Source organism: Streptomyces sp. NPDC015345 (assembly GCF_043078805.1).
Classification (GTDB): Bacteria; Actinomycetota; Actinomycetes; order Streptomycetales; family Streptomycetaceae; genus Streptomyces.
Genome location: NZ_JBIBTX010000002.1, coordinates 1,273,718 through 1,297,227 on the forward strand (window position 1 = coordinate 1,273,718; position 23,510 = coordinate 1,297,227).

A 23,510-nucleotide genomic window follows, 5' to 3' on the forward strand; every position below is an offset into this window, starting at 1 on the left:
CCTCGGACACCGCGGCTACACCCCCGGGGCCGGCCGCACCACGATGCCGTTGCGTTCGAAGAGCGCCGCGGTCACTCCGTCGCCCGCCACCAACTCCCCGCCGAACGACCCGTCGTATACCGCCCCGTGCCCGCACGAGGGGCTGCGCGGCATCAGCAGGGCCTCGGTGCACCCGGCGCGCCACGCGGCCGCCAGCGCCCGCCGCGCGCCGTCCACGAACGCCGCCGTCACGTCGCGCCCCGTGTCCTCGACGACCCGCGCCCTGCCGTCCAGCACGTCGTGCCCGTCGCCGCCGACCAGCTCGGCGGGGCGGCGCGGCGTCGGCAGTCCGCCCGCGGCCTCCGGGCAGAACGACACGACCTCGCGCCCCGCCACGGCCGCGTCGAGTTCGGGTGAGGCCTTGTCGCGTCCGTCGTAGCGGCACGGAACTCCTCGCAGACACGCGCTGACCAGTACGGAATCCATGCCCTCAGGCTAAGCGCCGCCAGGCCGGGCACGGGCGGGCGGCAGAATTCGCTAAGCGCTTGCTCGCCAGGGGCTTGTGCACCGTGGAACACGTTCTTAGCATCACTGGTGTTACATCAGTTGTGTCATATGTGTCGTAGCGCTGGGGGCTCAATGGCAGTACCGGGCAAGGGCGTTAACGGTCCGCTCGCCGGGGTGCGTGTGGTGGAGCTGGCGGGCATCGGGCCCGGCCCGTTCGCGGCCATGCTCCTGGCCGACCTCGGCGCCGACGTCGTACGCGTGGACCGGCCGGGCGGCGGCGGCCTCGCCATCGACCCGGCGTACGACGTCACCAACCGCAACAAGCGCTCCGTGATCGTCGACCTGAAGGCCCCCGACGGCGCCGCGCACGTCCTCGACCTGGCCGAACGTGCCGACATCCTCATCGAGGGCTACCGCCCCGGCGTGGCCGAGCGCCTCGGCGTCGGCCCCGAGGCCTGCCACGCGCGCAATCCGCGGCTCGTCTACGGCCGGATGACCGGCTGGGGCCAGGAGGGGCCGCTCGCGCCCCGCGCGGGGCACGACATCGCGTACATCGCCATCACCGGCACCCTCGGCATGATCGGCAACGAAGGGGAGCCGCCCGCCATCCCCGCGAACCTCGTCGGCGACTACGCGGGCGGCTCGCTCTACCTCGTCGTCGGCGTCCTCGCCGCGCTCACCCACGCGCGCGCGGGGGGCGAGGGGCAGGTCGTGGACGCCGCGATCGTGGACGGGGCGTCCCACCTCTCCGCCATGATCCACGGCATGCTCGCGGCCGGCGGCTGGCAGGACCGCCGCGGCGCCAATCTCCTCGACGGCGGCTGCCCCTTCTACGGCATCTACGAGACCTCCGACGGCGGCCACATGGCCGTGGGCGCCCTGGAACAGCAGTTCTACGACGAGTTCATCGCGCTGCTCGGCCTGACCGAGGTGGCGCCCGCCCGCAAGGACATGTCCCGCTGGGGCGAACTGCGCGAGGCCGTCGCCGCCCGCTTCAAGGAACGTACGCGCGACGAGTGGACGGAAGTCTTCGAGAGCTCCGACGCGTGCGTGGCGCCGGTGCTGTCCCTGCGCGAAGCACCCGCACACCCCCACCTCGCCGCCCGCGGCACCTTCACCGACCACGGCGGCATCACCCAGCCCGCCCCCGCGCCCCGCTTCTCCGCCACCCCCACGCGCGTGCGCACCGGCCCCGCGCGGCCGGGGGCCGACACCGCCGACGTGGCCCGCGACTGGGACGTACCGGCCCTCACGCGGCCGACGCGGCCATGATGACCGTCAACCGCCAAGGGCAGGCCCGCACCGGGCCCCAGGAGGCCACGTACAGATGAAACGGCAGCTCTTCTCCGCCGAGCACGACGCGTTCCGCGAGACCGTGCGCACCTTCCTCGCCAAGGAGGTCCTCCCGCACTACGAACGGTGGGAGAAGGACGGCATCGTCTCCCGCGAGGCGTGGCTCGCCGCCGGCAAGCAGGGGCTGCTCGGGCTCGCCGTCCCGGAGGAGTACGGCGGCGGCGGGAACGCCGACTTCCGCTACTCCGCCGTCCTTGCCGAGGAGTTCACGCGCGCGGGCGCCGCCGGGCTCGCGATCGGCCTGCACAACGACATCATCGGCCCCTACCTGACCTCGCTCGCCACCGAGGAGCAGAAGCGCCGCTGGCTGCCCGGCTTCTGCACCGGCGAGATCATCACGGCCATCGCGATGACCGAGCCCGGCGCGGGCTCCGACCTCCAGGGCATCCGCACCAGTGCCGAGGACCGGGGCGACCACTGGGTGCTGAACGGCTCCAAGACGTTCATCTCGAACGGCATCCTCGCCGACCTCGTCATCGTCGTCGCCAAGACGTCCCCCGAGGGCGGCGCGCACGGTCTGTCCCTGCTGGTCGTCGAGCGTGGCATGGAGGGCTTCGAGCGGGGCCGCAACCTCGACAAGATCGGCCAGAAGGCCCAGGACACCGCCGAGCTGTTCTTCCACGACGTACGTGTCCCCAAGGAGAACCTCCTCGGCGAGCTCAACGGCGCCTTCGTCCACCTGATGACCAACCTCGCGCAGGAGCGCATGGGCATCGCCGTGGCGGGGATCGCCGCCGCCGAGCACCTCCTGGAGATCACCACGGCGTACGTGAAGGAGCGCGAGGCCTTCGGGCGGCCGCTGGCCAAGCTCCAGCACATCCGCTTCGAGATCGCGGAGATGGCCACCGAGTGCGCCGTCACCCGTACGTTCCTCGACCGGTGCGTCGTCGATCACTCGAACGGCGAGCTCGACGCGGTGCACGCGTCGATGGCCAAGTGGTGGGCCACCGAGCTGCAGAAGCGCGTCGCCGACCGCTGTCTGCAACTGCACGGCGGCTACGGCTACATGACGGAGTACCGCGTCGCGAAGGCCTTCACCGACGGACGCATCCAGACCATCTACGGCGGCACGACCGAGATCATGAAGGAGATCATCGGCCGTTCCCTGCTCGACTGAGCCCCCGCACCTCCACACCCCTCCCGGACACCCCCGAAAGGCTCACGCGTGACCACCGAAGCGTACGTATACGACGCGATCCGCACCCCGCGCGGACGCGGCAAGGCCAGCGGTGCCCTGCACGGCACCAAGCCGATCGACCTCGTCGTCGGCCTGATCCACGAGATCCGGGACCGCTTCCCCGACCTCGACCCGGCGGCCATCGACGACATCGTCCTCGGCGTGGTCGGGCCCGTCGGCGACCAGGGCTCCGACATCGCGCGGATCGCCGCCATCGCGGCCGGACTGCCCGACACGGTGGCGGGCGTGCAGGAGAACCGCTTCTGTGCCTCGGGTCTGGAGGCGGTCAACCTCGCCGCGATGAAGGTCCGTTCGGGCTGGGAGGACCTCGTCCTCGCGGGTGGCGTCGAGTCGATGTCGCGGGTGCCGATGGCCTCCGACGGCGGTGCCTGGTTCGCCGACCCCATGACGAACTACGAGACCAACTTCGCGCCGCAGGGCATCGGCGCCGACCTCATCGCCACCATCGAGGGCTTCTCGCGGCGTGACGTCGACGAATACGCGGCCCTCTCCCAGGAGCGCGCCGCCGAGGCCTGGAAGGACGGCCGCTTCGGCAGGTCCGTCGTCCCCGTCAAGGACCGCAACGGCCTCGTCGTCCTCGACCACGACGAGCACATGCGCCCCGGCACCACCGCCGATTCCCTCGCGGGCCTGAAGCCGTCCTTCAAGGACATCGGCGACATGGGCGGCTTCGACGCGGTCGCGCTCCAGAAGTACCACTGGATCGAGGAGATCGACCACGTCCACCACGCGGGCAACTCCTCCGGCATCGTCGACGGCGCCTCGCTGGTCGCCGTCGGCACCAAGGAGGTCGGTGAGCGGTACGGCCTCGCGCCGCGTGCGCGGATCGTTTCGGCGGCCGTCTCCGGCTCCGAGCCGCTGATCATGCTGACCGGGCCCGCGCCCGCGACCCGCAAGGCGCTGGCCAAGGCCGGGCTCACCATCGACGACATCGACCTCGTCGAGATCAATGAGGCGTTCGCGGCGGTCGTGCTGCGCTTCGTGAAGGACATGGGGCTTTCGCTGGACAAGGTGAACGTGAACGGGGGCGCGATCGCCATGGGCCATCCGCTGGGGGCGACCGGGGCGATGATCCTCGGCACGCTCGTGGATGAGCTGGAGAGGCGGGATCTGCGGTACGGGCTGGCCACGTTGTGTGTGGGCGGCGGGATGGGCATCGCGACGGTGGTGGAACGGGTGTAGCGCCGTAGGGGTGCGGGTGCGTCGCCGACCGCTGGTGCGTCGTGGTTGCTCGCGCAGTTCCCCGCGCCCCTGAGGCGACGGCTTCGCCGCGCCTCATGAAGGCGCACGCAGTGCGTCCTTCAGGGGCGCGGGGAACTGCGCGACCAGCCCCCACCGGCGGACAGCCGGTCACGAACCCAGCCGCCCCCCCCCCAGACTCCGACCCTCGCCCGACACAGACCTCCCGGAGACACAGACATGACCGAAAGCACGACCATCCGCTGGGAACAGGACGACACCGGTGTCGTCACCCTCGTCCTGGACGACCCCGACCAGTCCGCCAACACCATGAACCAGGCGTTCAAGGACTCCATCGCCGCGATCGCCGACCGCGCGGAGGCCGCCGTTGCCGCCGACAAGGACGCGATCCGCGGGTTCATCTACACCTCCGCCAAGAAGACCTTCTTCGCGGGCGGCGACCTCAAGGACATGATCAAGGTCGGGCCCGAGAACGCCCAGCAGGCGTTCGAGACGGGCAACGCCATCAAGAGGTCGCTGCGCCGCATCGAGACCCTCGGCAAGCCCGTCGTCGCCGCCATCAACGGCGCGGCGCTCGGCGGCGGTTACGAGATCGCCCTCGCCTCCCACCACCGCGTCGCCCTGGACGCCCCCGGCTCCAAGATCGGCCTGCCCGAGGTCACCCTCGGCCTGCTCCCCGCGGGCGGCGGCGTCACCCGCACCGTACGCCTGATGGGCATCACGGACGCGCTCCTGAAGGTGCTCCTCCAGGGCACCCAGTACAACCCGAGGCGCGCCCTGGAGAACGGCCTCGTCCACGAAGTGGCCGCCACCCGCGAGGAGATGATCGAGAAGGCCCGCGCCTTCATCGACGCGAACCCCGAGTCGCAGCAGCCCTGGGACAAGCCCGGCTACCGCATCCCCGGCGGCACCCCGGCCAACCCCAAGTTCGCGGCGAACCTGCCCGCGTTCCCCGCCAACCTCAAGAAGCAGACGGCGGGCGCCCCCTACCCGGCCCCGCGCAACATCCTCGCGGCGGCCGTCGAGGGCTCCCAGGTCGACTTCGAGACGGCGCTGACCATCGAGGCCCGGTACTTCACCGAGCTGGTCACCGGCCAGATCGCCAAGAACATGATCCAGGCGTTCTTCTTCGACCTCCAGGCCGTCAACTCCGGCGCCAACCGCCCGAAGGACATCGAGCCACGCCAGGTCCACAAGGTCGCCGTCCTCGGCGCCGGGATGATGGGCGCGGGCATCGCGTACTCCTGCGCCCGCGCGGGCATTGAGGTGGTCCTCAAGGACGTCTCCGAAGAGGCGGCAGCCAAGGGCAAGGGCTACTCCGAGAAGCTCTGCGCCAAGGCCGTCCAGCGCGGACGTACGACGCAGGAGAAGGCGGACGCGCTGCTCGCGCGCATCACGCCCACCGCCGACCCGCAGGCGCTCGCGGGCTGCGACGCCGTCATCGAGGCGGTGTTCGAGGACACCTCACTCAAGCACAAGGTGTTCCAGGAGATCCAGGAGATCGTCGAGTCGGACGCGCTCCTCTGCTCCAACACCTCCACCCTGCCGATCACCACCCTCGCCGAGGGCGTCACGCGCCCGGCCGACTTCATCGGGCTGCACTTCTTCTCGCCCGTCGACAAGATGCCGCTCGTCGAGATCATCAAGGGCGAGCGGACCGGCGACGCGGCGCTCGCCCGCGCGTTCGACCTCGTACGCCAGATCAACAAGACGCCGATCGTCGTCAACGACTCGCGCGGCTTCTTCACCTCGCGCGTCATCGGGCAGTTCATCAACGAAGGCGTCGCGATGGTCGGCGAGGGCATCGAGCCCGCCTCCGTCGAGCAGGCGGCGGCCCAGGCGGGCTACCCGGCGAAGGTCCTGTCCCTGATGGACGAGCTGACCCTCACCCTGCCCCGCAAGATCCGCAACGAGACGAAGAAGGCCGTGGAGGAGGCGGGCGGCACCTGGGCGGGCCACCCCTCGGACACCGTCATCGACCGCATGGTGGACGAGTTCGAGCGCCCCGGCAGGAGCGGGGGAGCGGGCTTCTACGACTACGAGGACGGCAAGCGCGGCAAGCTCTGGCCCGGCCTGCGCGAGCACTTCACCAAGCCGGGGCACGAGATCCCGTTCCAGGACATGCAGGAGCGCATGCTCTTCTCCGAGGCGCTCGACACGGTGCGCCTGCTGGAGGAGGGCGTCCTGACGTCGGTCGCCGACGCCAACATCGGCTCCATCCTCGGCATCGGCTTCCCCGGCTGGACGGGCGGCGTGCTCCAGTACATCAACGGCTACGAAGGCGGCCTCCCCGGCTTCGTGGCACGCGCGCGTGAGCTGGCCGAGCGCTACGGAGAGCGGTTCACGCCGCCCGCACTGCTCGTCGAGAAGGCGGAGAAGGGCGAGAAGTTCAGCGACGACTGACCTCGTGGCTTCCTGCGCGGGGGTGGCTCAGCTCTCCATGGGCTGTGCGTTCAGCTCTCCTTGAGCCACTCCCGCAGCTCCTCCTTCAGGGACCGCTGGAACGCCGTCACCAGCGCCTGCACCACCATCGGCTGCATATGGGCCGACAGCGACCGCATCGCCGCCACGTGCTCAGGGTCCGACTCACGCTCGCGGTAAGGACCCCACACCTCGTCACGGAAGAGACGGGACAGCTCGTGCGCGGCCGAACGCGTGTGCTCCATCAGGACCGTGCGCGCCGCCAGGATCGTCTCGTGCGCGATGGGCACGTCCAGCAGCCGCACCCCGAGGCGCAGCAGCCCCAGATCCACGCGGTACGTCCCAGGGACCTGTGTCCGGGCGATCACGCTCATCGCCGCCAGCCGGTCCAAGTCCTCTCCGCTCAGCGCGCGGCCCGCCCTGCGCTCCAACTCGGCGCGCGGCATGTCCTCGGCGGAGTCCGGCGCCCAGGAGGCCACCACAGCACGGTGGATCGCCAGGTCGTGCGCGCTCAGGCCGGGCGGCAGCTGCTCCAGATACCGCTCTATCGCCGCGAGCGTCATCCCCTGGTGCTGCAACTCCTCGATGAGCGCGAGGCGGGACAGATGGTCCTGGCCGTAGTGCCCGACGCGGCGCGGGCCGATCACCGGCGGCGGCAGCAGACCCTTGGTGCTGTAGAAGCGGATCGTGCGGACCGTCACGCCCGCGCGCGCGGCCAGCTCGTCGACCGTGAGCGTCGGTTCCTCGGCGCCGCGCCGCGCCGCCCCCGCGTCCGTCGACACGCTTTCGGTGTCCGTCGTCATCGCAGCGCCCTCCCTCCCCGGCCGGCTCCGGCGGACCTCTCGCCGGTCGTGCGGCAATCCGGTCCAACAGTATTGCTGGCACACCAGTGTTGTGAAACCCTCCGGGCCAGTCACATGCTCCGTCGCGCGTCCGGCGAAGCCCCGGTCGCGCGTCCGCTCACGCCCCAGCCGATGGCACCAGGAGGCGGTCATGACCACGATCCTGCGACTTCCCTCAGACCCCGCCGGCATCACGCTCCCCGCCCTGCTGCTCCGCAATGCCGAGGACCACGGAGACCTCCCGGCGCTCTCCTGGCGCTCGGGCGAGGGTTGGTCGACGCTCACCTGGCGCGAGGCACGGCGCGAGGTGGCCGTCCTCGCCGCCGGGTACGCGGCGCTCGGCGTCGAGCGCGGCGAGCACGTCCTGATGATGATGGGCAACCGCCCCGAGCACTGGCTGAGCGACCTCGCCCTGACGCACCTCGGCGCCGTCCCCGTCACCGTGTACGGCACCTCGGCACCCGAGCAGATCGCGCACATCGTCCGGCACAGCGGGGCCCGCCTCGCGATCGTCGAGGGCGCCCAGGAGCTCCCGCGCTGGGAGCCGCTGCTCACGGACGCCACGGCCCCTCTGGAGCGCCTCGTCGTGGTGGAGGCCGCCGATGCGGGCGAGCACCGGACGTACGGCCGGCTGCACGCCACGGGCAGCCGCCTCTTCGACCCCGAAACCTTCGAGAAGGCCTGGCACGCGATCCGGCCGGGCGACGCGCTGACCGTCGTCTACACCTCCGGCACCACCGGCGACCCCAAGGGCGTGCGCCTCACCCACCGCAACGTACTTGTGGGCGGCATCGCCCTGGACGCCGTCGTCGACTTCCCCGCGCACGTCGGCCACATCTGCTACCTGCCGTTCGCCCACATCGCGGAGCGGCTGCTCGGCATCTACCTGCCGGTGCTGCGCGCCGCGCATGTCTACCTGTGCGCCGACCCCGCACAGGTCGCCGCCACCGCGCGTGAGCTGCACCCCTTCCAGTTCTTCGGCGTCCCGCGCGTGTGGGAGAAGCTCGCCGCGTCCGTGCGGGCGGCGCTCGCCGGGCTGCCCGAGGAGCGGCGGCGCGCCGTCGAGGCGGCGAACGAGACGGCACGCGCGCACGTCGCCTGCCGCGAGCGCGGCGAGGAACCGTCCGCCGAGCTGGAGGCCGCGTACCGGCAGGCCAAGGAGCACGTACTGGACCCGCTGCTCGCGTCGGCCGGCTTCGACCGCCTGGTGTGGACCGCGAGCGCCTCGGCGCCGATGCCGCTGGACGTCGCCCGCTTCTGGGCCGGCTTCGGTCTGGTGATCATGGACGCGTGGGGGCTCACCGAGACCTCCGGAGTGGTCACGGCCAACACCCCTGACGCGTTCCGCCTCGGCTCGGTGGGCCGCCCGCTCCACGGCTTGGAGGTACGTGTCGCCGACGACGGCGAGATCCTCGTGCGCGGCGAGACGGTCTGCGACGGCTATCTGCGGCCCGACGGCGGTGCCGACAGCGCCCGCGACGCCGACGGCTGGTTCGCCACCGGCGACATCGGACGGATCGACGAGGACGGCTTCCTGTGGATCACCGACCGCAAGAAGGAAATGATCGTCACCTCGACCGGCAAGAACGTCTCGCCCGCCCTCGTCGAGAACGCGCTCAAGGAGCACCCCCTGATCGGCCAGGCCTTCGTGCACGGCGACGGCCGCTCCTACCTGGTGGCGCTCCTCGTCCTGGACCCGGAGCTGGCTCCCGCGTGGGCCGCCGCGCGCGGCATCGAGGGCGACCTCTCCGGCCTCGTCTCCCACCCGGCCGTACGGGAGGAGATCGACCGCGCCGTGGCCGCCGCCAACGCGCGCCTCAACCGCACCGAGCAGGTCAAGCGCCACCGTCTCCTCGCGGAGGAGTGGGGCCCCGGGACCGGCGAGCTGACCCCGTCCCTGAAACTGCGCCGCCGGGTCGTCCGCAACAAGTACGAGCAGGTCATCGATGCCCTGTACACCCCCTGACCAGCATGTGAGAAGTCCCGCTATGTGACGTGCGCCACCGCGTGGGCGCCGATCTCTGAGGGAAGGTGTCCCGTCGGTCCGCGCGCGTCAGGGGTGTCGTGGGCCGGAGCACCATCCGGACCCCGGAGCTCTTCCGGGCACCAGAGAGTAGATCCCCCACGTGAGCAAGGAAGCCGTAGATTCGGCCGCCCTGGACGCATCCCGCACAGATGCGTCCCAGGCCCCCGCGGACGCGGGCGACGCCGGTTACAGCAAGGACCTCAAGGCCCGTCACGTCAACATGATCGCCATCGGCGGCGCGATCGGCACAGGGCTCTTTCTCGGGGCGGGCGGCCGCCTCAACTCGGCGGGCCCCGCGCTCGCCCTCGCGTACCTCGTGTGCGGCATCTTCGCGTTCTTCGTCGTCCGCGCCCTCGGCGAGATGGTGCTCTACCGTCCGTCGTCCGGCTCGTTCGTGAGTTACGCGCGTGAGTTCCTCGGCGAGAAGGGCGCGTACTTCGCCGGTTGGATGTACTTCCTCAACTGGTCGACCACGTGCATCGCCGACATCACGGCGATCGCCCTGTACACGCACTACTGGAGCTTCTTCACCGACATCCCCCAGTGGGTGCTCGCGCTGATCGCCCTCGCGGTGGTGCTCTCCGTGAACCTCATCTCGGTGAAGTACTTCGGCGAGATGGAGTTCTGGTTCGCGATCATCAAGGTCGCCGCGCTGACGGCGTTCATGATCATCGGTGTCTTCCTGCTGGCGAGCCAGCACGAGGTGGGCGGCGGGAAGCCCGGCCTGAGCATGATCACCGACCACGGCGGCTTCCTGCCGAACGGCATGATGCCGGTCGTGATCGTGATGCAGGGCGTCGTCTTCGCGTACGCCTCCCTGGAGCTGGTCGGCGTCGCGGCGGGCGAGACCAAGGACCCGCAGAAGATCGTGCCCCGCGCGGTGAACTCGATCATGTGGCGCGTGGGCCTCTTCTACGTCGGCTCGGTCGTCCTCCTCGCGCTGCTGCTGCCGGGCTCCGTGTACTCGGCGGACCAGAGCCCCTTCGTGACGGTGCTGTCCAAGATCGGCGTACCGGCCGCCGGTGACGTGATGAACTTCGTGGTCCTCACCGCGGCCATGTCCTCGCTGAACTCCGGCCTGTACTCCACCGGCCGCATCCTGCGCTCGATGGCGATGGCGGGCTCGGCCCCCAAGTTCACGGCGAGGATGAACCGCAACCAGGTGCCCTACGGCGGCATCCTGCTCACCGCCTCCATCGGCGTGCTCGGCGTCGGCCTGAACCGCATCGTCCCGGACCAGGCCTTCGAGATCGTCCTGAACGTCGCCTCGCTCGGCATCATCGGCACCTGGGTCATGATCATGGTGTGTCACCTGGCCTTCGTGCGCCGCGCGAAGCAAGGCCTGATCACCCGGCCGAAGTTCCGCCTGCCCGGCAGCGGGATCACCGAGTACGTGACGATCGCCTTCCTGCTGGCCGTCCTCTGCCTGATGTGGCAGGACGCCGAGGTGGGCCGCAAGACGCTGTTCCTGATCCCGATCGTGGGCGTGGCCCTGGTCATCGGCTGGATCGGCGTCAGGAAGCGGGTGGACCGTGAGGCGCAGGGCCTCACGGAGCCGCAGGGCCTGACCGGGCCGCAGGAGAAGCGGGACCGGTAGAGCCGGACCGGTAGAGCCGGACTGTTAGAACGGTGGCGTCACGCCGGAGATCACGTCTCTCCGGGGTGACGCCACCGTGCTGTTCGGCGAGGCCTCGAAGGCTTCCCTCTCGCGCCGGCCCGGCGGGTTCCGGTCATGGACGCACGCATTCGGGCCCTCGCGAGGCGCGGCCCCTGGCGGCCTCGCCCTCGCCGCCACAGACTCGGCATATGGACGCGATGGTGTCGGTCAAGGACGGCGAAGTCTGGGCGCATGACTCGGGCGCACCGGGCGGGGGACCCGGCGGTACGGGCGGCGACGGCCTGCCCCTGGTCCTTCTGCACCCCGGGGTCGGCGACTCCCGCCTCTGGGACCCGGTCCTGCCCCGTCTCACGGAGCGGTACCGCGTGATCCGTTACGACGCGCGGGGGTACGGCAGGTCGCCGGCGCCCACCGCGCCGTACTCCCTGGTCGAGGACCTGATCGCGGTCCTCGACCATTTCGGCGTCACCCGGGCGGTCCTCGCCGGATCGAGCATGGGCGGCGCGACGGCCATCAGCCTCGCGCTCCGTGACCCGGCGCGGGTGGCGGGCCTCGCGCTGGTGGTCCCGGGCGTCACGGGCGCCGAGGACCTCGTCTCGCGGGAGTTCACGGCCGAGGTCGGCAGGCTCGCCGAGGCGGGGGACGTCGACGGCATCGTGGCGCTGGTGCTGCGCACCTCGGCCGCCGGGGGCTCCGGGGACGACCCGGAGGCCGAGGCGCACATCAGGTCGGCGATCCCGGCCTGGTTCGCCGGCCACCCGCACCATGTGCCCGATCCGCCCGCCTTCGACCGGCTCGGCGAACTCGACGTCCCGTGCGTTCTCGTCCTCGGCGAGCGGGACCAGCCCGAGGTGGTCCGGACGAACGAGATCATGGCCGAACGGATCCCCGGCTGCCGCCTCGTACGGCTCGCGCGCAGCGACCACTTCCCGACGCTGCGGGAACCGTCCGCCGTGGCGGACGCGATCGTGGAGGCGTACGCGGCCGCGCGGTGATCCGACGCGCGTGGGGCGGTGCGGTGGCTTCCCTTCCCTCACCCTCCGCCCCCGCGACCAGCCGACGCACTCCCGGTCGCATACTGGAACACGCACCACCGGGCACGGACCCCGCGGCCCAGATCCGCTCCGGCAGCCGGGCCCGACCCCGCAGCCGAGGAGCACGTCGCATGAAGCCCGACCATGTCCGCGACAGCGACCAGGATCGTGCCGGTGCCGGTGGCGGTGGTGACGCACACGCCGCCAGTGATGCCCACCACGACCACCACGACCGCGCCCGTAGCGACACACACCCCCGCCCCCACCGTCACCCCCACCACACCCACACCTCAGACCCCACCCCACCCCCACCCGGCGGCATCCTCTGGACCATCGCGGGTGACATTCGCGCGCTGCTGATGTTGCCCTCCGCGCTCACCATGCAGGTCGCGCATCCGGCGGTCGGTGCGGGCGTCGATGAGTACTCGGTGTTCCGGACCGACCCGTGGGGCCGCGGTGAGCGCTCCGTGCGCTCGGTCCTGCTGTGGGTGTACGGCGGCGACGAGGCGGCCGCGGAGGGCCGCAGGCTCCGCGTGCTGCACCGCACCATCCAGGGCACCGACACCCGCGGCCACCGCTACCACGCGCTCATGCCCGCCACCTACGCCTGGGTCCACGCCACCGGTTTCCCCGTCTACCGGCACGCGCAGCGCTACCTCGGCCGCCCGTTCACCGAGGCCGAGGAGCGGCAGCTGTACGCGGAGTGGCTCCAGGTCGGGCGGATCCTCGGCGTCCACGACCGGGACATGCCCCGGACGCCGGAGGAGTTCTGGCCGTACTACCGCAAGGTCCTGGCCGAGGAACTCGAACTGACGCCGGTGGCCCGGGAACTGACCGCCACCGACGCCTCCGTCCCACCGCCGGACCGGGGCCCGCGCCCCGTACGCGTCCTGCTCAGAGCCGTGTGGCCGCTGCTGCTGCCCCCACTGGCCCGCTTCCGCCGCTTCCTCACGATCGGCCTCATGCCCCCGGACGCACGCCAGGCACTCGGCCTGCCCTGGACAACCCGCCAGGAACGCGCCCTGCGCCGCTTCGGCCTCGTGGTCCGCACGCTCGTCCCGCTGCTGCCGGAGCGGCTGCGCTACCTGCCGTTCGCACGGCGGGCCCGGGCACGGCACCGCGCCGCCCGGCACTGAGACCGGGCGGCGTGGTTCACCAGACCCTCAGCGGCGGCTCACGCCACCACCGGTGACGCCGGCCACCGTTCAGTGGTCGTGACCGTCACCGTGGTCGTGCACACCGTTCGTGTCGGCGATCTGCTTCCATGACTTCGGCTTGGCCGGCGCCGCGGCCGACCGGGCGAACCCGGCGTCCCGCGCGGTCGGCGCGTCCGGCCGCGACGGCTGGTACAGCCACGTGTCGAAGAGCTCGGCGAGCGGCTTGCCCGAGATCTTCTCGGCGTACTTGACGAAGTCGCCCACCTTGGCGTTGCCGTACGCGTACTGCTGCGGCCAGCCCTTGAGAATGGCGAAGAAGTCCTCGTCGCCGATCTCGTTGCGCAACGCCTGGAGGGCGAGCGCGCCCCGGTCGTAGACCGCGATGTGGAACTGCTTGTCGGGCCCCGGGTCGCCCGGCTTGACCGTCCAGAACGGGTCGTCAGCGGACCGCTGCGCGTACACGTAGTCCGCGAGCTCCTGCGCCGTGCCCTCGCCCTCCTTCTCCGACCACAGCCACTGGCTGTAGCGGGCGAAGCCCTCGTTGACCCAGATGTCCTTCCAGCCGTGCACGGAGACGCTGTCGCCGTACCACTGGTGGGCCAGCTCATGGACGACGATGGAGGCGTTGGAGCCGTTCGCGAACGCGGCCGGGCTGTAGAAGGGCCGCGTCTGGGTCTCCAGGGCGTAGCTGGTCTTCACGTTCGGGACGTATCCGCCGAGCGCGTTGAAGGGATACTTGCCGAAGACGGTCTCCAGCCACTCGGCGACCTCGGTCGTCCGCTCGATGCTGGCCCGCGCCGCCCCCGCGTTGTCGCCGAGGTCCTTGCTGTAGGCGTTGAGGACCGGCAGGCCGCTCTCGGTCTTGTCGGTCGTGATGTCGAACTTGCCGACCGCGAGCGTGGCGAGATAGCTCGCCTGCGGCTTGTTGGAGCGCCAGTTGAAGCGGGTCCAGCCGAGCCGGGAACTCTGCGACTGGAGGACGCCGTTGGAGATCGCCTGGGTGCCGTCGGGCACCGAGACCGAGATGTCGTACGTCGCCTTGTCCAGCGGGTGGTCGTTGGAGGGGAACCACCACGCGGCGGCCTCCGGCTCCTGCGCCGCGACGCCGCCGTCCGGCGTGCGGTGCCAGGCCGTGTAACCGCCGATCTTCGTCTCGGACGGCTTGCCCGCGTACCGCACGACGACGGTGACCGGCGTGCCCTTGGTGAGGCCGGCGGTCGGGGTGATCTCCAGCTCCTGGTCGCCGGTCTTCTCGAACTTCGCCTTCTTGCCGTTGACCCGCACCTCGGAGACCTTCAGGCCGAAGTCGAGGTTGAAGCGCGAAAGGTTCTGCGTGGTGCGGGCGTTGATCGTCGCCGTGCCTTCGAGGAGGTCGGTCGCGGGCTGGTACTTCAGCCTCAGGTCGTAGTGTGAGACGTCGTAACCGCCGTTGCCGCTGGCCGGGTAATAGGGATCGCCGATGCCCGGGGCCCCGGGGGAGAAGTCCGCGGCCGATGCCGGGATCGCCAGCAGAGCGAGGGAGGCCGCGAGCGCGCCCGGGGCGATGAGTCTGCGGTGCACGTCAAGCTCCAAGTCGTAGGGGCACAAAAACGTTTCGTCTTGATCGACGACCCTATTCAGCCCCTCCCACGTGCGTCATGTCCATGGTCCCGGCTGTCACACGATCGCCATTCGGCCGACATGTGCCTTGATGTCCCATGCGCCTGTCGCGGTCCGTGCGGCCCTCTGTCGCGCGGCAGTTCACCGGTGTACCTTCCGCGCCATGCCGATACGTGCGCGACGCGCCCGCCTCCTCAGGCGACCGCTGCTGCTGGCGGCCCTGGCCGCCCTGCTGGCCACCCTCATGTCCCCGGGCGCCGCGCAGGCCTCGGGCGCGCCGGACCAGGTGCCCCGCCGCGCGGGCGAGAGCCGGCCCGTGTACTCGTACGAGGACGCCATACGTGAATCCGTCTGGGTCGACACCGGGATCGACGGCGACGCGGACGGCAGGACCGACCGCGTCGCCGTCGACATCATCAGACCCCGCGAACCGGACCGCACCGGCCGCCGCATCCCGGTGATCATGGACGCCAGCCCGTACTACGCGTGCTGCGGGCGGGGCAACGAGAGCCAGAAGAAGACGTACGACGAGAACGGCGACCCGGTCCGCTTCCCGCTCTACTACGACAACTACTTCGTCCCCCGCGGCTATGGCTACGTCGCCGTCGACCTCGCCGGAACCAACCGCTCCGACGGCTGCGTCGACATCGGCGGCCGCTCCGACGTCCAGTCGGCCAAGGCCGTGGTCGACTGGCTGAACGGCCGCGCCCGCGGCTACACCAGCCGCACCGGCGACGAACGCACGCGGGCGTCCTGGAGCAACGGCCGCACCGGGATGATCGGCAAGAGCTACGACGGCACCGTGGCGAACGGCGTGGCCGCCACCGGCGTCAAGGGCCTGAAGACGATCGTGCCGATCGGCGCCATCTCCTCCTGGTACGACTACTACTTCGCCAAGGGCGCCCCGCTCTTCGGCAGCGGCCCCGACGGCCTCGCACGGGCCGTGGAGAGCCCCGAGGCCCGCACCCGCTGCGGCGCCGTCAAGCAGCGCCTGATCGACGGCGCGCCCCGCAGCGGCGACTGGACCCGCCTGTGGAGCGAGCGCGACCACGTCCCCGACGCCGGCAAGGTGCGGGCCAGCGTCTTCGCCGTCCACGGCATGCAGGACCTGAACGTCCGCACCAAGCACTTCGGCCAGTGGTGGGACGCCCTCGCCGAGCACGGCGTCGACCGCAAGCTCTGGCTCAGCCAGGCCGGCCACGTCGACCCCTTCGACTTCCGCCGCGCCGAGTGGGTACGTACCCTGCACCGCTGGTTCGACCACGAACTCCTCGGCATCGACAACGGCGCCGACCGCGAACCGATGGCCGACATCGAGCGCGCCCCCGACCGCTGGACCACCGACCGGGTCTGGCCCCCGCGCGGCACGGACACCGTCAAGCTCCGCCCCGCCAAGGGCACCTCCCCGGGCGTCGGCACTCTCGGCCCGCGCCCCGGCAAGGGCACCGAGACCTTCACCGACGACCGGAGGCTGAGCGAGACCGACTGGGCCGCGAGCGTCCACACCACCACCCCCGCCAAGGCCGGATTCATCAGCAAGCCGCTCGCCCGCGACCTGCGCCTGTCCGGCTCCTCCCAGGTGACGGTCACCGCGACCCCCACCACCCGCACCGCCCACCTCTCCGCCGTCCTCGTCGACCTCGGCCCCGCCACCATCCGGGACTACGCCCACGACGACGAGGGCATCACCACCCTCCCCGAACGCACCTGTTGGGGCGCGAGCACCGCGGGTGACAGCGCCTGCTTCAAGGAGACGGAGGCGAAGACCGCCGCCGTCGAGCACACGATCTTCAGCCGCGGCTGGGCCGACCTCGGCAACTGGGCCGACGCTGACCGCGGCCGGCCGCTCACCCCGGGCAAGCCCCACACCATCACCCTCGACCTCGCCGCGAGCGACCACGTCGTGCCCAAGGGCCACCGCCTCGCACTGATCGTCGCGGGCACCGACAGGCACCTCATCGAACCGCCCGCCGACACGCCGACGCTCACCATCGACCTGGCCCGCACCTGGGCGAAGGTGCCCCTGGCCGGCGGCGCGAAGGCGTTCACCACCTCCACATCCGTCACCCCCCGCGAGTCCCGTCTCGACGGCGTGGCCCCGCCGCGTCCGCTCAACCCCGTCCCGGGAGGCAGTACTTCATGACACCGCGCATCCGCACCCTGGCGCTGGCCTGCGCCACCGCCGCGCTCGCCGCGCCGCTCCTGACGGCGCCCGCCCAGGCGACGCCGACCCCACCCCGTACCGGCTTCGAGGAGAGCGACGGCGCCCGCTGGACCAGCCTGCCCGAGGAACAGCGGCTCCTGGCCACCGTCGACAAGGCGAGCGACCGGGTCTCGGTCTCCCGCATCGGCACCACCAAGCAGAACCGCCCCCTGCAACTGGTCCGCATAGCCGAACGCCCCACCCGCAGCACCGTGTTGCTGATATGCAGCCAGCACGGCGACGAACCCTCGGGCCGCGAGGCCTGCCTGTCGACGGTCCGCGACCTGGCATACGCGAAGGACAAGAAGACCCGGCGCTTCCTTGAGCGAACCACGCTCCTGGTCGTCCCCACCGCCAACCCGGACGGCCGCGCCGCCGACACCCGCGGCAACTCCGACGGCGTCGACATCAACCGCGACCACATCGCCCTGAAGACCGCCGAGGGCCGCGCCCTGGCCGCCGTGATCCGCGACCGCGAGCCCGACGTCATCTACGACCTGCACGAGTACGGCGCGACCCCCAAGTACTACGACAAGGACCTCTTCGACCTCTGGCCGCGCAACCTCAACACCGACGAGGCGGTGCACAAGGAGGCGCAGACTCTCTCGAAGGCGTACGTACGACCGGCCGCCGAGGCCGACGGATACACCACCGGTACCTACGGCATCTGGACCGACCCCGTCACCGGCGAACCCATCAAGCAGACCGCGGGCGACGGTCAGGAGCGCATCCTGCGCAACGTCTCCGGCATCAAGCACGCGGCGGGCCTGCTCATCGAGAGCCGCGTCGACCCCGTCACCGAGGCCGAGAAGAAGGACGAGGCGCTCAACAACCGCCGCCGCGTGAAGTCCCAAGTCTCCGCACTCGACGGGCTCTTCGGCTACTCGGACGAGCGACGCGCCCGCCTGGAGCGTGCCACCGGCGCGGCCCGCGCCGAGGGCTACCGCGACCACGGCCCCGTCTACCTCGGCGGCGCCGACAACGACCCCGCCGAGCCGTCCGAGGTCATCCAGGACCCGCCCTGCGGCTACCGCCTGGACGCCGCCCAGTACGCCGACATCAAGGACGAACTGGCGCTGCACGGCGTCACGGTGAAGCGCCAGAAGTCCGGCGCCTACGTCCCGCTGCGGCAGTCCGCGCGGGCCCTCATACCACTCCTGCTAGACGAACGTGCGCCGTATCACATGGTCACAGCTCGGCCCGACATGAGCTGTTGAAGCGGGGAGATGTGCGTCACGTGTGGTAGGGGGTAGCGGGAACAAAATCTCGACGTATTCGATCGACCCCTTTGAAAGGTGTCACTTGTGACGCAGGATCAGCGACAGGCGGACGACGGGGGAGGGGCCCAGGAAATCATGGCGCCCGCCCCCGGCGGCCGGTCTCCCCGCACGGACCGGGTGGTGTTCGGCGTGACCGCCGCCGTCACCCTGGCGTTCGTGGTCTGGGGCGCGGTGGCGACGGACTCGCTCAAGAACGTCACCACGGACATGCTCGACGGCCTGATGCACAACGGCGGTTGGTTCTTCATGCTGACCGCCACGGGCTTCGTGGTCTTCGCGCTCTGGCTGGCCGTCAGCCGGTACGGGAAGATCACCCTCGGCAAGGAGGGGGAGGAACCGGAGTTCCGCACCGTCTCCTGGGTCGCCATGATGTTCAGCGCCGGTATGGGCATCGGCCTGATGTTCTACGGAGTGAGCGAGCCCCTGGCCCACTTCACCGCGCCACCGCCGGGCACCGACCCGGCCGACTCGGCCGCGGCGATGGAGACGTCGATGGCCACCACCCTCTTCCACTGGACGCTCCACCCGTGGGCGATCTACGCGGTCGTGGGTCTCGCCATCGCGTACAGCACCTTCCGGCGCAACCGGCGCCAGACCATCAGCGCCGTCTTCGAACCGCTCATCGGCAAGAAGCACGCCCACGGCGCCTGGGGCAGGGTCATCGACATCCTCGCCATCTTCGCCACGCTCTTCGGCTCGGCCGCCTCGCTCGGCCTCGGCGCCCTGCAGATCGGCAGCGGGATCGAGGTGCTCGACTGGATGGAGGACGCGGGCACCGGTCTGCTCGTCGTGATCATCGCCGTGCTGACCCTGGCCTTCGTGGCGTCCGCCGTCTCCGGTGTGGAGAAGGGCGTCCAGTGGCTGTCCAACATCAACATGGTGCTCGCGCTGCTGCTCGTCGTCTTCGTGTTCATCGCGGGCCCCACGGTCATCATGCTCGACATGCTGCCGACGTCGCTCGGCGCCTACCTCGATGACCTGCCCCAGCTGATCGGCCGCACCGAGGCCTCCAGCGGCAAGGGCGTCGCGGACTGGCTGAGCAGTTGGACGGTCTTCTACTGGGCGTGGTGGATCTCCTGGACGCCCTTCGTCGGCATGTTCATCGCGCGGATCAGCCGCGGCCGTACGATCCGTCAGTTCGTCGGCGGCGTCATCCTGGTGCCCAGCACGGTCAGCCTCATCTGGTTCGCGGTCTTCGGCGGCAGCGCCATGACGGTCGCGGACCGTGGCGGCCTCAAGGACCAGACGACCCCGGAGGCGCAGCTCTTCGGCCTGCTCCACGAGTACCCGATCGCCACCGTCACCAGCCTCCTCGTGATGATCCTCGTGGGTATCTTCTTCGTGTCGGGCGCGGACGCCGCGTCGATCGTCATGGGCACGCTCTCCCAGAAGGGCGCACTCGAGCCGGGCCGGTTCATGGTGATCTTCTGGGGCATGGTGACCGGCGCCGTGGCGGCGATCATGCTGCTGATCGGCGACGGCACGGGCGACGCGCTGACCGGCCTGCGCAACCTCACGATCCTGGTCGCAGCACCCTTCACGCTCGTCATGATCGGGATGTGCGTGTCCCTGATGAGGGACCTGCGCCACGACCCGCTGATCGTGCGCGGCGAGCACGGCACGGAGGCCGTCGAGAAGGCCGTGATCGCGGGCCACGCGCAGTACGACGGCGACTTCGAGATCCGTATCGGCCCCGCCCAGGACGACGAGGGCGACGGCCTGGAGACGGACAACGACCCGGTCAAGACCACCTGACCGCTCCGCGGAGGCGGCACGCACGAGCCGTGTCGCCTCCGCCACGAGCCGAATGTGTCATGCCGCGCTCACATCACCCTCCGGGTGGGGATACTCACAGCATGTCTGCCGAGTACGCGACCTTCGGTCTGGCACCGGCCATGCGCGCCGGTGGAGTTCTCGCCAACGGCGACTTCCAAGTGCACCGGGATTTCGTCGACTTCATCGTGAACGGGCGCCCCCTGCTCTTCCAGCTCTCCGACCTCGACGCGGTGTCGCCGCTGGCCGCCGACATCCCGCCCGCCATCTTCACGGCACACGTACGCCGTCTCCTCCTGGAGGCCCAAGCACCGCTGCGCGACGGGCGTTACGTCATCTACGGCTGCCCCGAATGCGAGGACCTGGCCTGCGGCGCGGTCACCGCGGTCATCGAGAAGGCCCCGGACGGCGACGACTTCATCTGGCGCGACTTCGCCTGGCAGACCGCGGAACCGGCCGACCTGGAGCTCAACGGCTACCAAGGCATAGGGCCCTTCCGCTTCCGGGGCGCCGAATACCGCGAGGCGCTCGGCCAGTTGCTCGCCGCCGACGAGCCGCGGAACCGCCGCCGGGTCCTGCTGATCGGCGCCCGCGTCGCGCTCCTCGCCAAGCTGGCGGCGGCCCTGCGCACGATCGGCATCGGCGCGGAGATCGCGGCGGACGCGGCGGACGTCCCACCCGACGAACTGCGCACCTACGGCGCCGTCGCCTTCGGCCGCAAGGTCACCGACGAGACCCGGCAGTCGGTGCGCGCGGCGTTCGACCAAGCGCGGGCGGAGGTGGCGTACGTCGACGGCCTCGCCCCGATCGTGCCGCTCCTGGTCGCCCAGATCGAGCACGCCCTGGACCGCAGCCCCCAGGAACAGCGCCGCCTCACGGCCCTGGCGGCGTGCCGTGAGGCGGCACGGCTCGAAGTCACCTCGACGTGCCGGGTCCAACTGATCGCCTACCGCATGGACCGCCTGTCCCGCACCCACGTGCACGAGATCTTCGACGAGGTCCTGGAGCCCGGCGAGCACCGCGTCCCCCTGACCCCGAAGGCCACAAAGGGCGACTCCTACGTAGTGGCCCGCACAACAACCAGCGTCCTGGTGACCCCCACAGCCACCCCATAGCCCGCCCCGCAGCCACGACCGCCCCGCAGAGGACGCGCACCGACGACGCCCCGCAGCCGCGACCGCCCCACAGAGGACGCGCACCGACGATGGCCGGCAGCCGCGACCGCACCAGAGGGGACGTGCACTGACGACGGCCCGCAGCCGCGAGCGCACCGGAGGGGACGCGCACCGACGAGGCCCCGCAGCCGCGAGCGCACCAGAGGGGACGTGCACCGACGAGGCCCCGCAGCCGCGAGCGCGCCGGAGGGGCCGTGGGGGTAGGTGCGCGCGGAGCACAGTGGTGGTCATAAGGGCGCCGAAGCAGCAAAGGCTCCGCGCCAAGATGGCGAGCACGGACCTACCCCCGCGGCCCCGCCCCCAAGGCAACAAGATGGCGAGCACGGACCTACCCCCGCGGCCCCGCCCCCAAGGCAACAAGATGGCGAGCACGGACCTACCCCCGCGGCCCCGCCCCACCCAACACCCTCAGGCGCCCGAACCACGAACGCCCCTGAGGCGCACAAAGACCGAACACCCCCCACCCGTAGAATCACCCCCCTGATGACCGCAACCCTCGTCGCCAAAGACCTCACCGCCGCCCACGGCGACCGCACCCTCTTCTCCGGCCTGGAGCTGGTCGTCGCCCCCGGCGACGTCATCGGCCTGGTCGGCGCCAACGGCGCGGGCAAGTCCACCCTCCTGAGGCTGCTCGCCGGCCTGGACACCCCAGAAGCGGGAGAGCTGAGGCTGTCGCCCTCGTCCGCTGCCGTGGGCCACCTCCCCCAGGAGCCGGACCGCCGCCCCGGCGAGACGATCCGCGCGTTCCTGGCCCGCCGCACCGGCGTCGCCGAAGCCCAGCGGATCATGGACGACGCCACCCAGGCCCTGGTCGACGGCGCCCCGGGCGCGGACGACGCCTACGCGGACAGCCTGGAGCGCTGGCTGGCGCTCGGCGGCGCGGACCTCGACGAGCGCGCCGAGGAGGTCACCGCGTCCCTCGGCCTGACCGTCGGCCTGGACCAGGAGATGACGTCCCTGTCCGGAGGCCAGGCGGCCCGCGCCGGCCTCGCCTCCCTCCTCCTCTCCCGCTACGACGTCTTCCTCCTCGACGAGCCGACCAACGACCTCGACCTGGCGGGCCTGGAACGCCTGGAAGGCTTCGTCCGGGGCCTGCGCGCCGGCACGGTCGTCGTCAGCCACGACCGCGAGTTCCTCAGCCGCACCGTCACCAAGGTCCTCGAACTCGACCTGGTCCAGCAGGAGATCAACCTCTACGGCGGCGGCTACGACGCGTACCTGGAGGAGCGCGAGGTGGCCCGCCGCCACGCCCGCGACGAGTACGAGGAGTACGCGGACAAGAAGTCGGCGCTCCAGAGCCGCGCCCAGATGCAGCGCTCCTGGGCGGACAAGGGAGTCAAGAACGCGCGCCGCAAGGCCGCCAAGGCAGGCGGCGGCGACAACGACAAGATCGGCCGGAACTTCCGCAGCGACGCCAGCGAGAAGCAGGCCGCCAAGGCCCGCCAGACCCAGCGCATGATCGAACGCCTCGACGTCGTCGAGGAACCGCGCAAGGAATGGGAACTCCGCATGGAGATCGCGGCGGCACCCCGCTCCGGCGCGGTCGTCGCGAGCCTGCGCGACACGGAGGTGCGCCGAGGCGGCTTCACCCTGGGCCCGGTCACCCTCCAGATCGACTGGGCGGACCGCGTGGCGATCACCGGCGCGAACGGCTCGGGCAAGTCGACGCTGCTCGGCGCCCTCCTGGGACGCGTCCCGGTGGACGCGGGCCACGCGACCCTCGGCTCCGGCGTCCTCGTCGGCGAGGTGGACCAGGCCCGCGCGCTGTTCCACGGCGAGGAGTCCCTGCTCGACGCGTTCTGCGCGGCCGTGCCGGACACCGAACCCGCGGAAGTCCGCACGCTCCTGGCCAAGTTCGGCCTGAAGGCGGACCACGTCCTGCGCCCGGCGGGGACGCTCTCACCCGGCGAACGCACGCGCGCGGCCCTCGCCCTGCTCCAGGGCAGAGGCGTCAACCTCCTGGTCCTCGACGAGCCGACCAACCACCTCGACCTGCCCGCGATCGAGCAGCTGGAGTCGGCTCTGGAGGCCTACGAGGGCACGCTCCTGCTGGTCACGCACGACCGCCGCATGCTGGACGCGGTGAGCGTGACGCGCCGCCTGGAGGTGACGGAGGGCAGAGTGACGGAACTGTCACTCTGACCT

16 protein-coding genes are annotated in these 23,510 nt (G+C 71.1%); 13 read left to right on the top strand and 3 right to left on the bottom strand.

Annotated elements, in window-relative coordinates; translation table 11 throughout:
* Positions 1-15 precede the first annotated feature (15 nt).
* Complete coding sequence (locus ACF062_RS11885; protein ID WP_392137586.1) at positions 16-465, bottom strand: DUF523 domain-containing protein; 450 nt, start codon at positions 463-465, stop codon at positions 16-18.
* A 153-nt stretch (positions 466-618) separates the two neighbouring features.
* Here ACF062_RS11885 and ACF062_RS11890 point away from each other — a divergent pair, with 153 nt between their 5' ends.
* The 4 genes from ACF062_RS11890 (at position 619) to ACF062_RS11905 (ending at position 6,640) form a co-directional block, all read left to right on the top strand.
* A complete protein-coding gene (locus tag ACF062_RS11890) occupies positions 619-1,758 on the top strand; it encodes a CaiB/BaiF CoA transferase family protein (protein WP_392137587.1) in 1,140 nt (379 codons plus the stop codon).
* A 55-nt stretch (positions 1,759-1,813) separates the two neighbouring features.
* On the top strand, positions 1,814-2,956 hold the full coding sequence (locus tag ACF062_RS11895; RefSeq protein ID WP_392137588.1) for an acyl-CoA dehydrogenase family protein: 1,143 nt from the start codon (positions 1,814-1,816) through the stop codon (positions 2,954-2,956).
* 48 nt (positions 2,957-3,004) lie between these two features.
* Positions 3,005-4,219, top strand: coding sequence for an acetyl-CoA C-acetyltransferase (locus tag ACF062_RS11900; protein ID WP_392137589.1), 1,215 nt, complete (start codon positions 3,005-3,007; stop codon positions 4,217-4,219).
* A gap of 237 nt (positions 4,220-4,456) precedes the next feature.
* Positions 4,457-6,640: a 3-hydroxyacyl-CoA dehydrogenase NAD-binding domain-containing protein gene (locus ACF062_RS11905; RefSeq protein WP_392137590.1), complete on the top strand. Its 2,184-nt coding sequence runs from the start codon at positions 4,457-4,459 to the stop codon at positions 6,638-6,640.
* 50 nt (positions 6,641-6,690) lie between these two features.
* Here ACF062_RS11905 and ACF062_RS11910 read toward each other — a convergent pair whose 3' ends face one another.
* The gene (locus ACF062_RS11910; RefSeq protein ID WP_392137591.1) at positions 6,691-7,461 is read right to left on the bottom strand and encodes a MerR family transcriptional regulator; all 771 of its coding nucleotides are present in this window, start codon (positions 7,459-7,461) and stop codon (positions 6,691-6,693) included.
* 190 nt (positions 7,462-7,651) lie between these two features.
* Here ACF062_RS11910 and ACF062_RS11915 point away from each other — a divergent pair, with 190 nt between their 5' ends.
* The 4 genes from ACF062_RS11915 (at position 7,652) to ACF062_RS11930 (ending at position 13,314) form a co-directional block, all read left to right on the top strand.
* Positions 7,652-9,466: an AMP-dependent synthetase/ligase gene (locus ACF062_RS11915; RefSeq protein ID WP_392137592.1), complete on the top strand. Its 1,815-nt coding sequence runs from the start codon at positions 7,652-7,654 to the stop codon at positions 9,464-9,466.
* Between the two features lie 160 nt (positions 9,467-9,626).
* The gene (locus tag ACF062_RS11920) at positions 9,627-11,123 is read left to right on the top strand and encodes an amino acid permease (RefSeq protein WP_392137593.1); all 1,497 of its coding nucleotides are present in this window, start codon (positions 9,627-9,629) and stop codon (positions 11,121-11,123) included.
* Positions 11,124-11,332: 209 nt separating this feature from the next.
* Positions 11,333-12,139 (top strand): alpha/beta fold hydrolase, encoded by an 807-nt coding sequence (locus ACF062_RS11925; RefSeq protein WP_392137594.1) that lies wholly within the window; start codon positions 11,333-11,335, stop codon positions 12,137-12,139.
* A gap of 170 nt (positions 12,140-12,309) precedes the next feature.
* Positions 12,310-13,314 (top strand): oxygenase MpaB family protein, encoded by a 1,005-nt coding sequence (locus ACF062_RS11930; protein WP_392137595.1) that lies wholly within the window; start codon positions 12,310-12,312, stop codon positions 13,312-13,314.
* Positions 13,315-13,383: 69 nt separating this feature from the next.
* Here ACF062_RS11930 and ACF062_RS11935 read toward each other — a convergent pair whose 3' ends face one another.
* On the bottom strand, positions 13,384-14,895 hold the full coding sequence (locus tag ACF062_RS11935; RefSeq protein ID WP_392137596.1) for a M1 family metallopeptidase: 1,512 nt from the start codon (positions 14,893-14,895) through the stop codon (positions 13,384-13,386).
* A gap of 202 nt (positions 14,896-15,097) precedes the next feature.
* Between ACF062_RS11935 and ACF062_RS11940 the strand changes: the two genes are divergently transcribed.
* From ACF062_RS11940 to ACF062_RS11960, 5 genes are all read left to right on the top strand, one after another.
* Positions 15,098-17,077 (top strand): Xaa-Pro dipeptidyl-peptidase, encoded by a 1,980-nt coding sequence (locus ACF062_RS11940; RefSeq protein ID WP_392137597.1) that lies wholly within the window; start codon positions 15,098-15,100, stop codon positions 17,075-17,077.
* Positions 17,074-18,354: a M14 family metallocarboxypeptidase gene (locus ACF062_RS11945; RefSeq protein ID WP_392137598.1), complete on the top strand. Its 1,281-nt coding sequence runs from the start codon at positions 17,074-17,076 to the stop codon at positions 18,352-18,354. The genes ACF062_RS11940 and ACF062_RS11945 overlap by 4 nt, the downstream gene beginning before the upstream one ends.
* A gap of 138 nt (positions 18,355-18,492) precedes the next feature.
* Positions 18,493-20,172 carry a BCCT family transporter gene (locus ACF062_RS11950; protein ID WP_392137722.1) on the top strand — a complete coding sequence of 560 codons (1,680 nt, stop codon included), beginning with the start codon at positions 18,493-18,495 and terminating at the stop codon, positions 20,170-20,172.
* A 101-nt stretch (positions 20,173-20,273) separates the two neighbouring features.
* Positions 20,274-21,305, top strand: a complete 1,032-nt coding sequence (locus ACF062_RS11955) for an oxidoreductase (RefSeq protein WP_392137599.1) — start codon at positions 20,274-20,276, stop codon at positions 21,303-21,305.
* Between the two features lie 543 nt (positions 21,306-21,848).
* Positions 21,849-23,507, top strand: coding sequence for an ABC-F family ATP-binding cassette domain-containing protein (locus ACF062_RS11960; protein WP_392137600.1), 1,659 nt, complete (start codon positions 21,849-21,851; stop codon positions 23,505-23,507).
* The last annotated feature ends 3 nt before the right edge of the window (positions 23,508-23,510 follow it).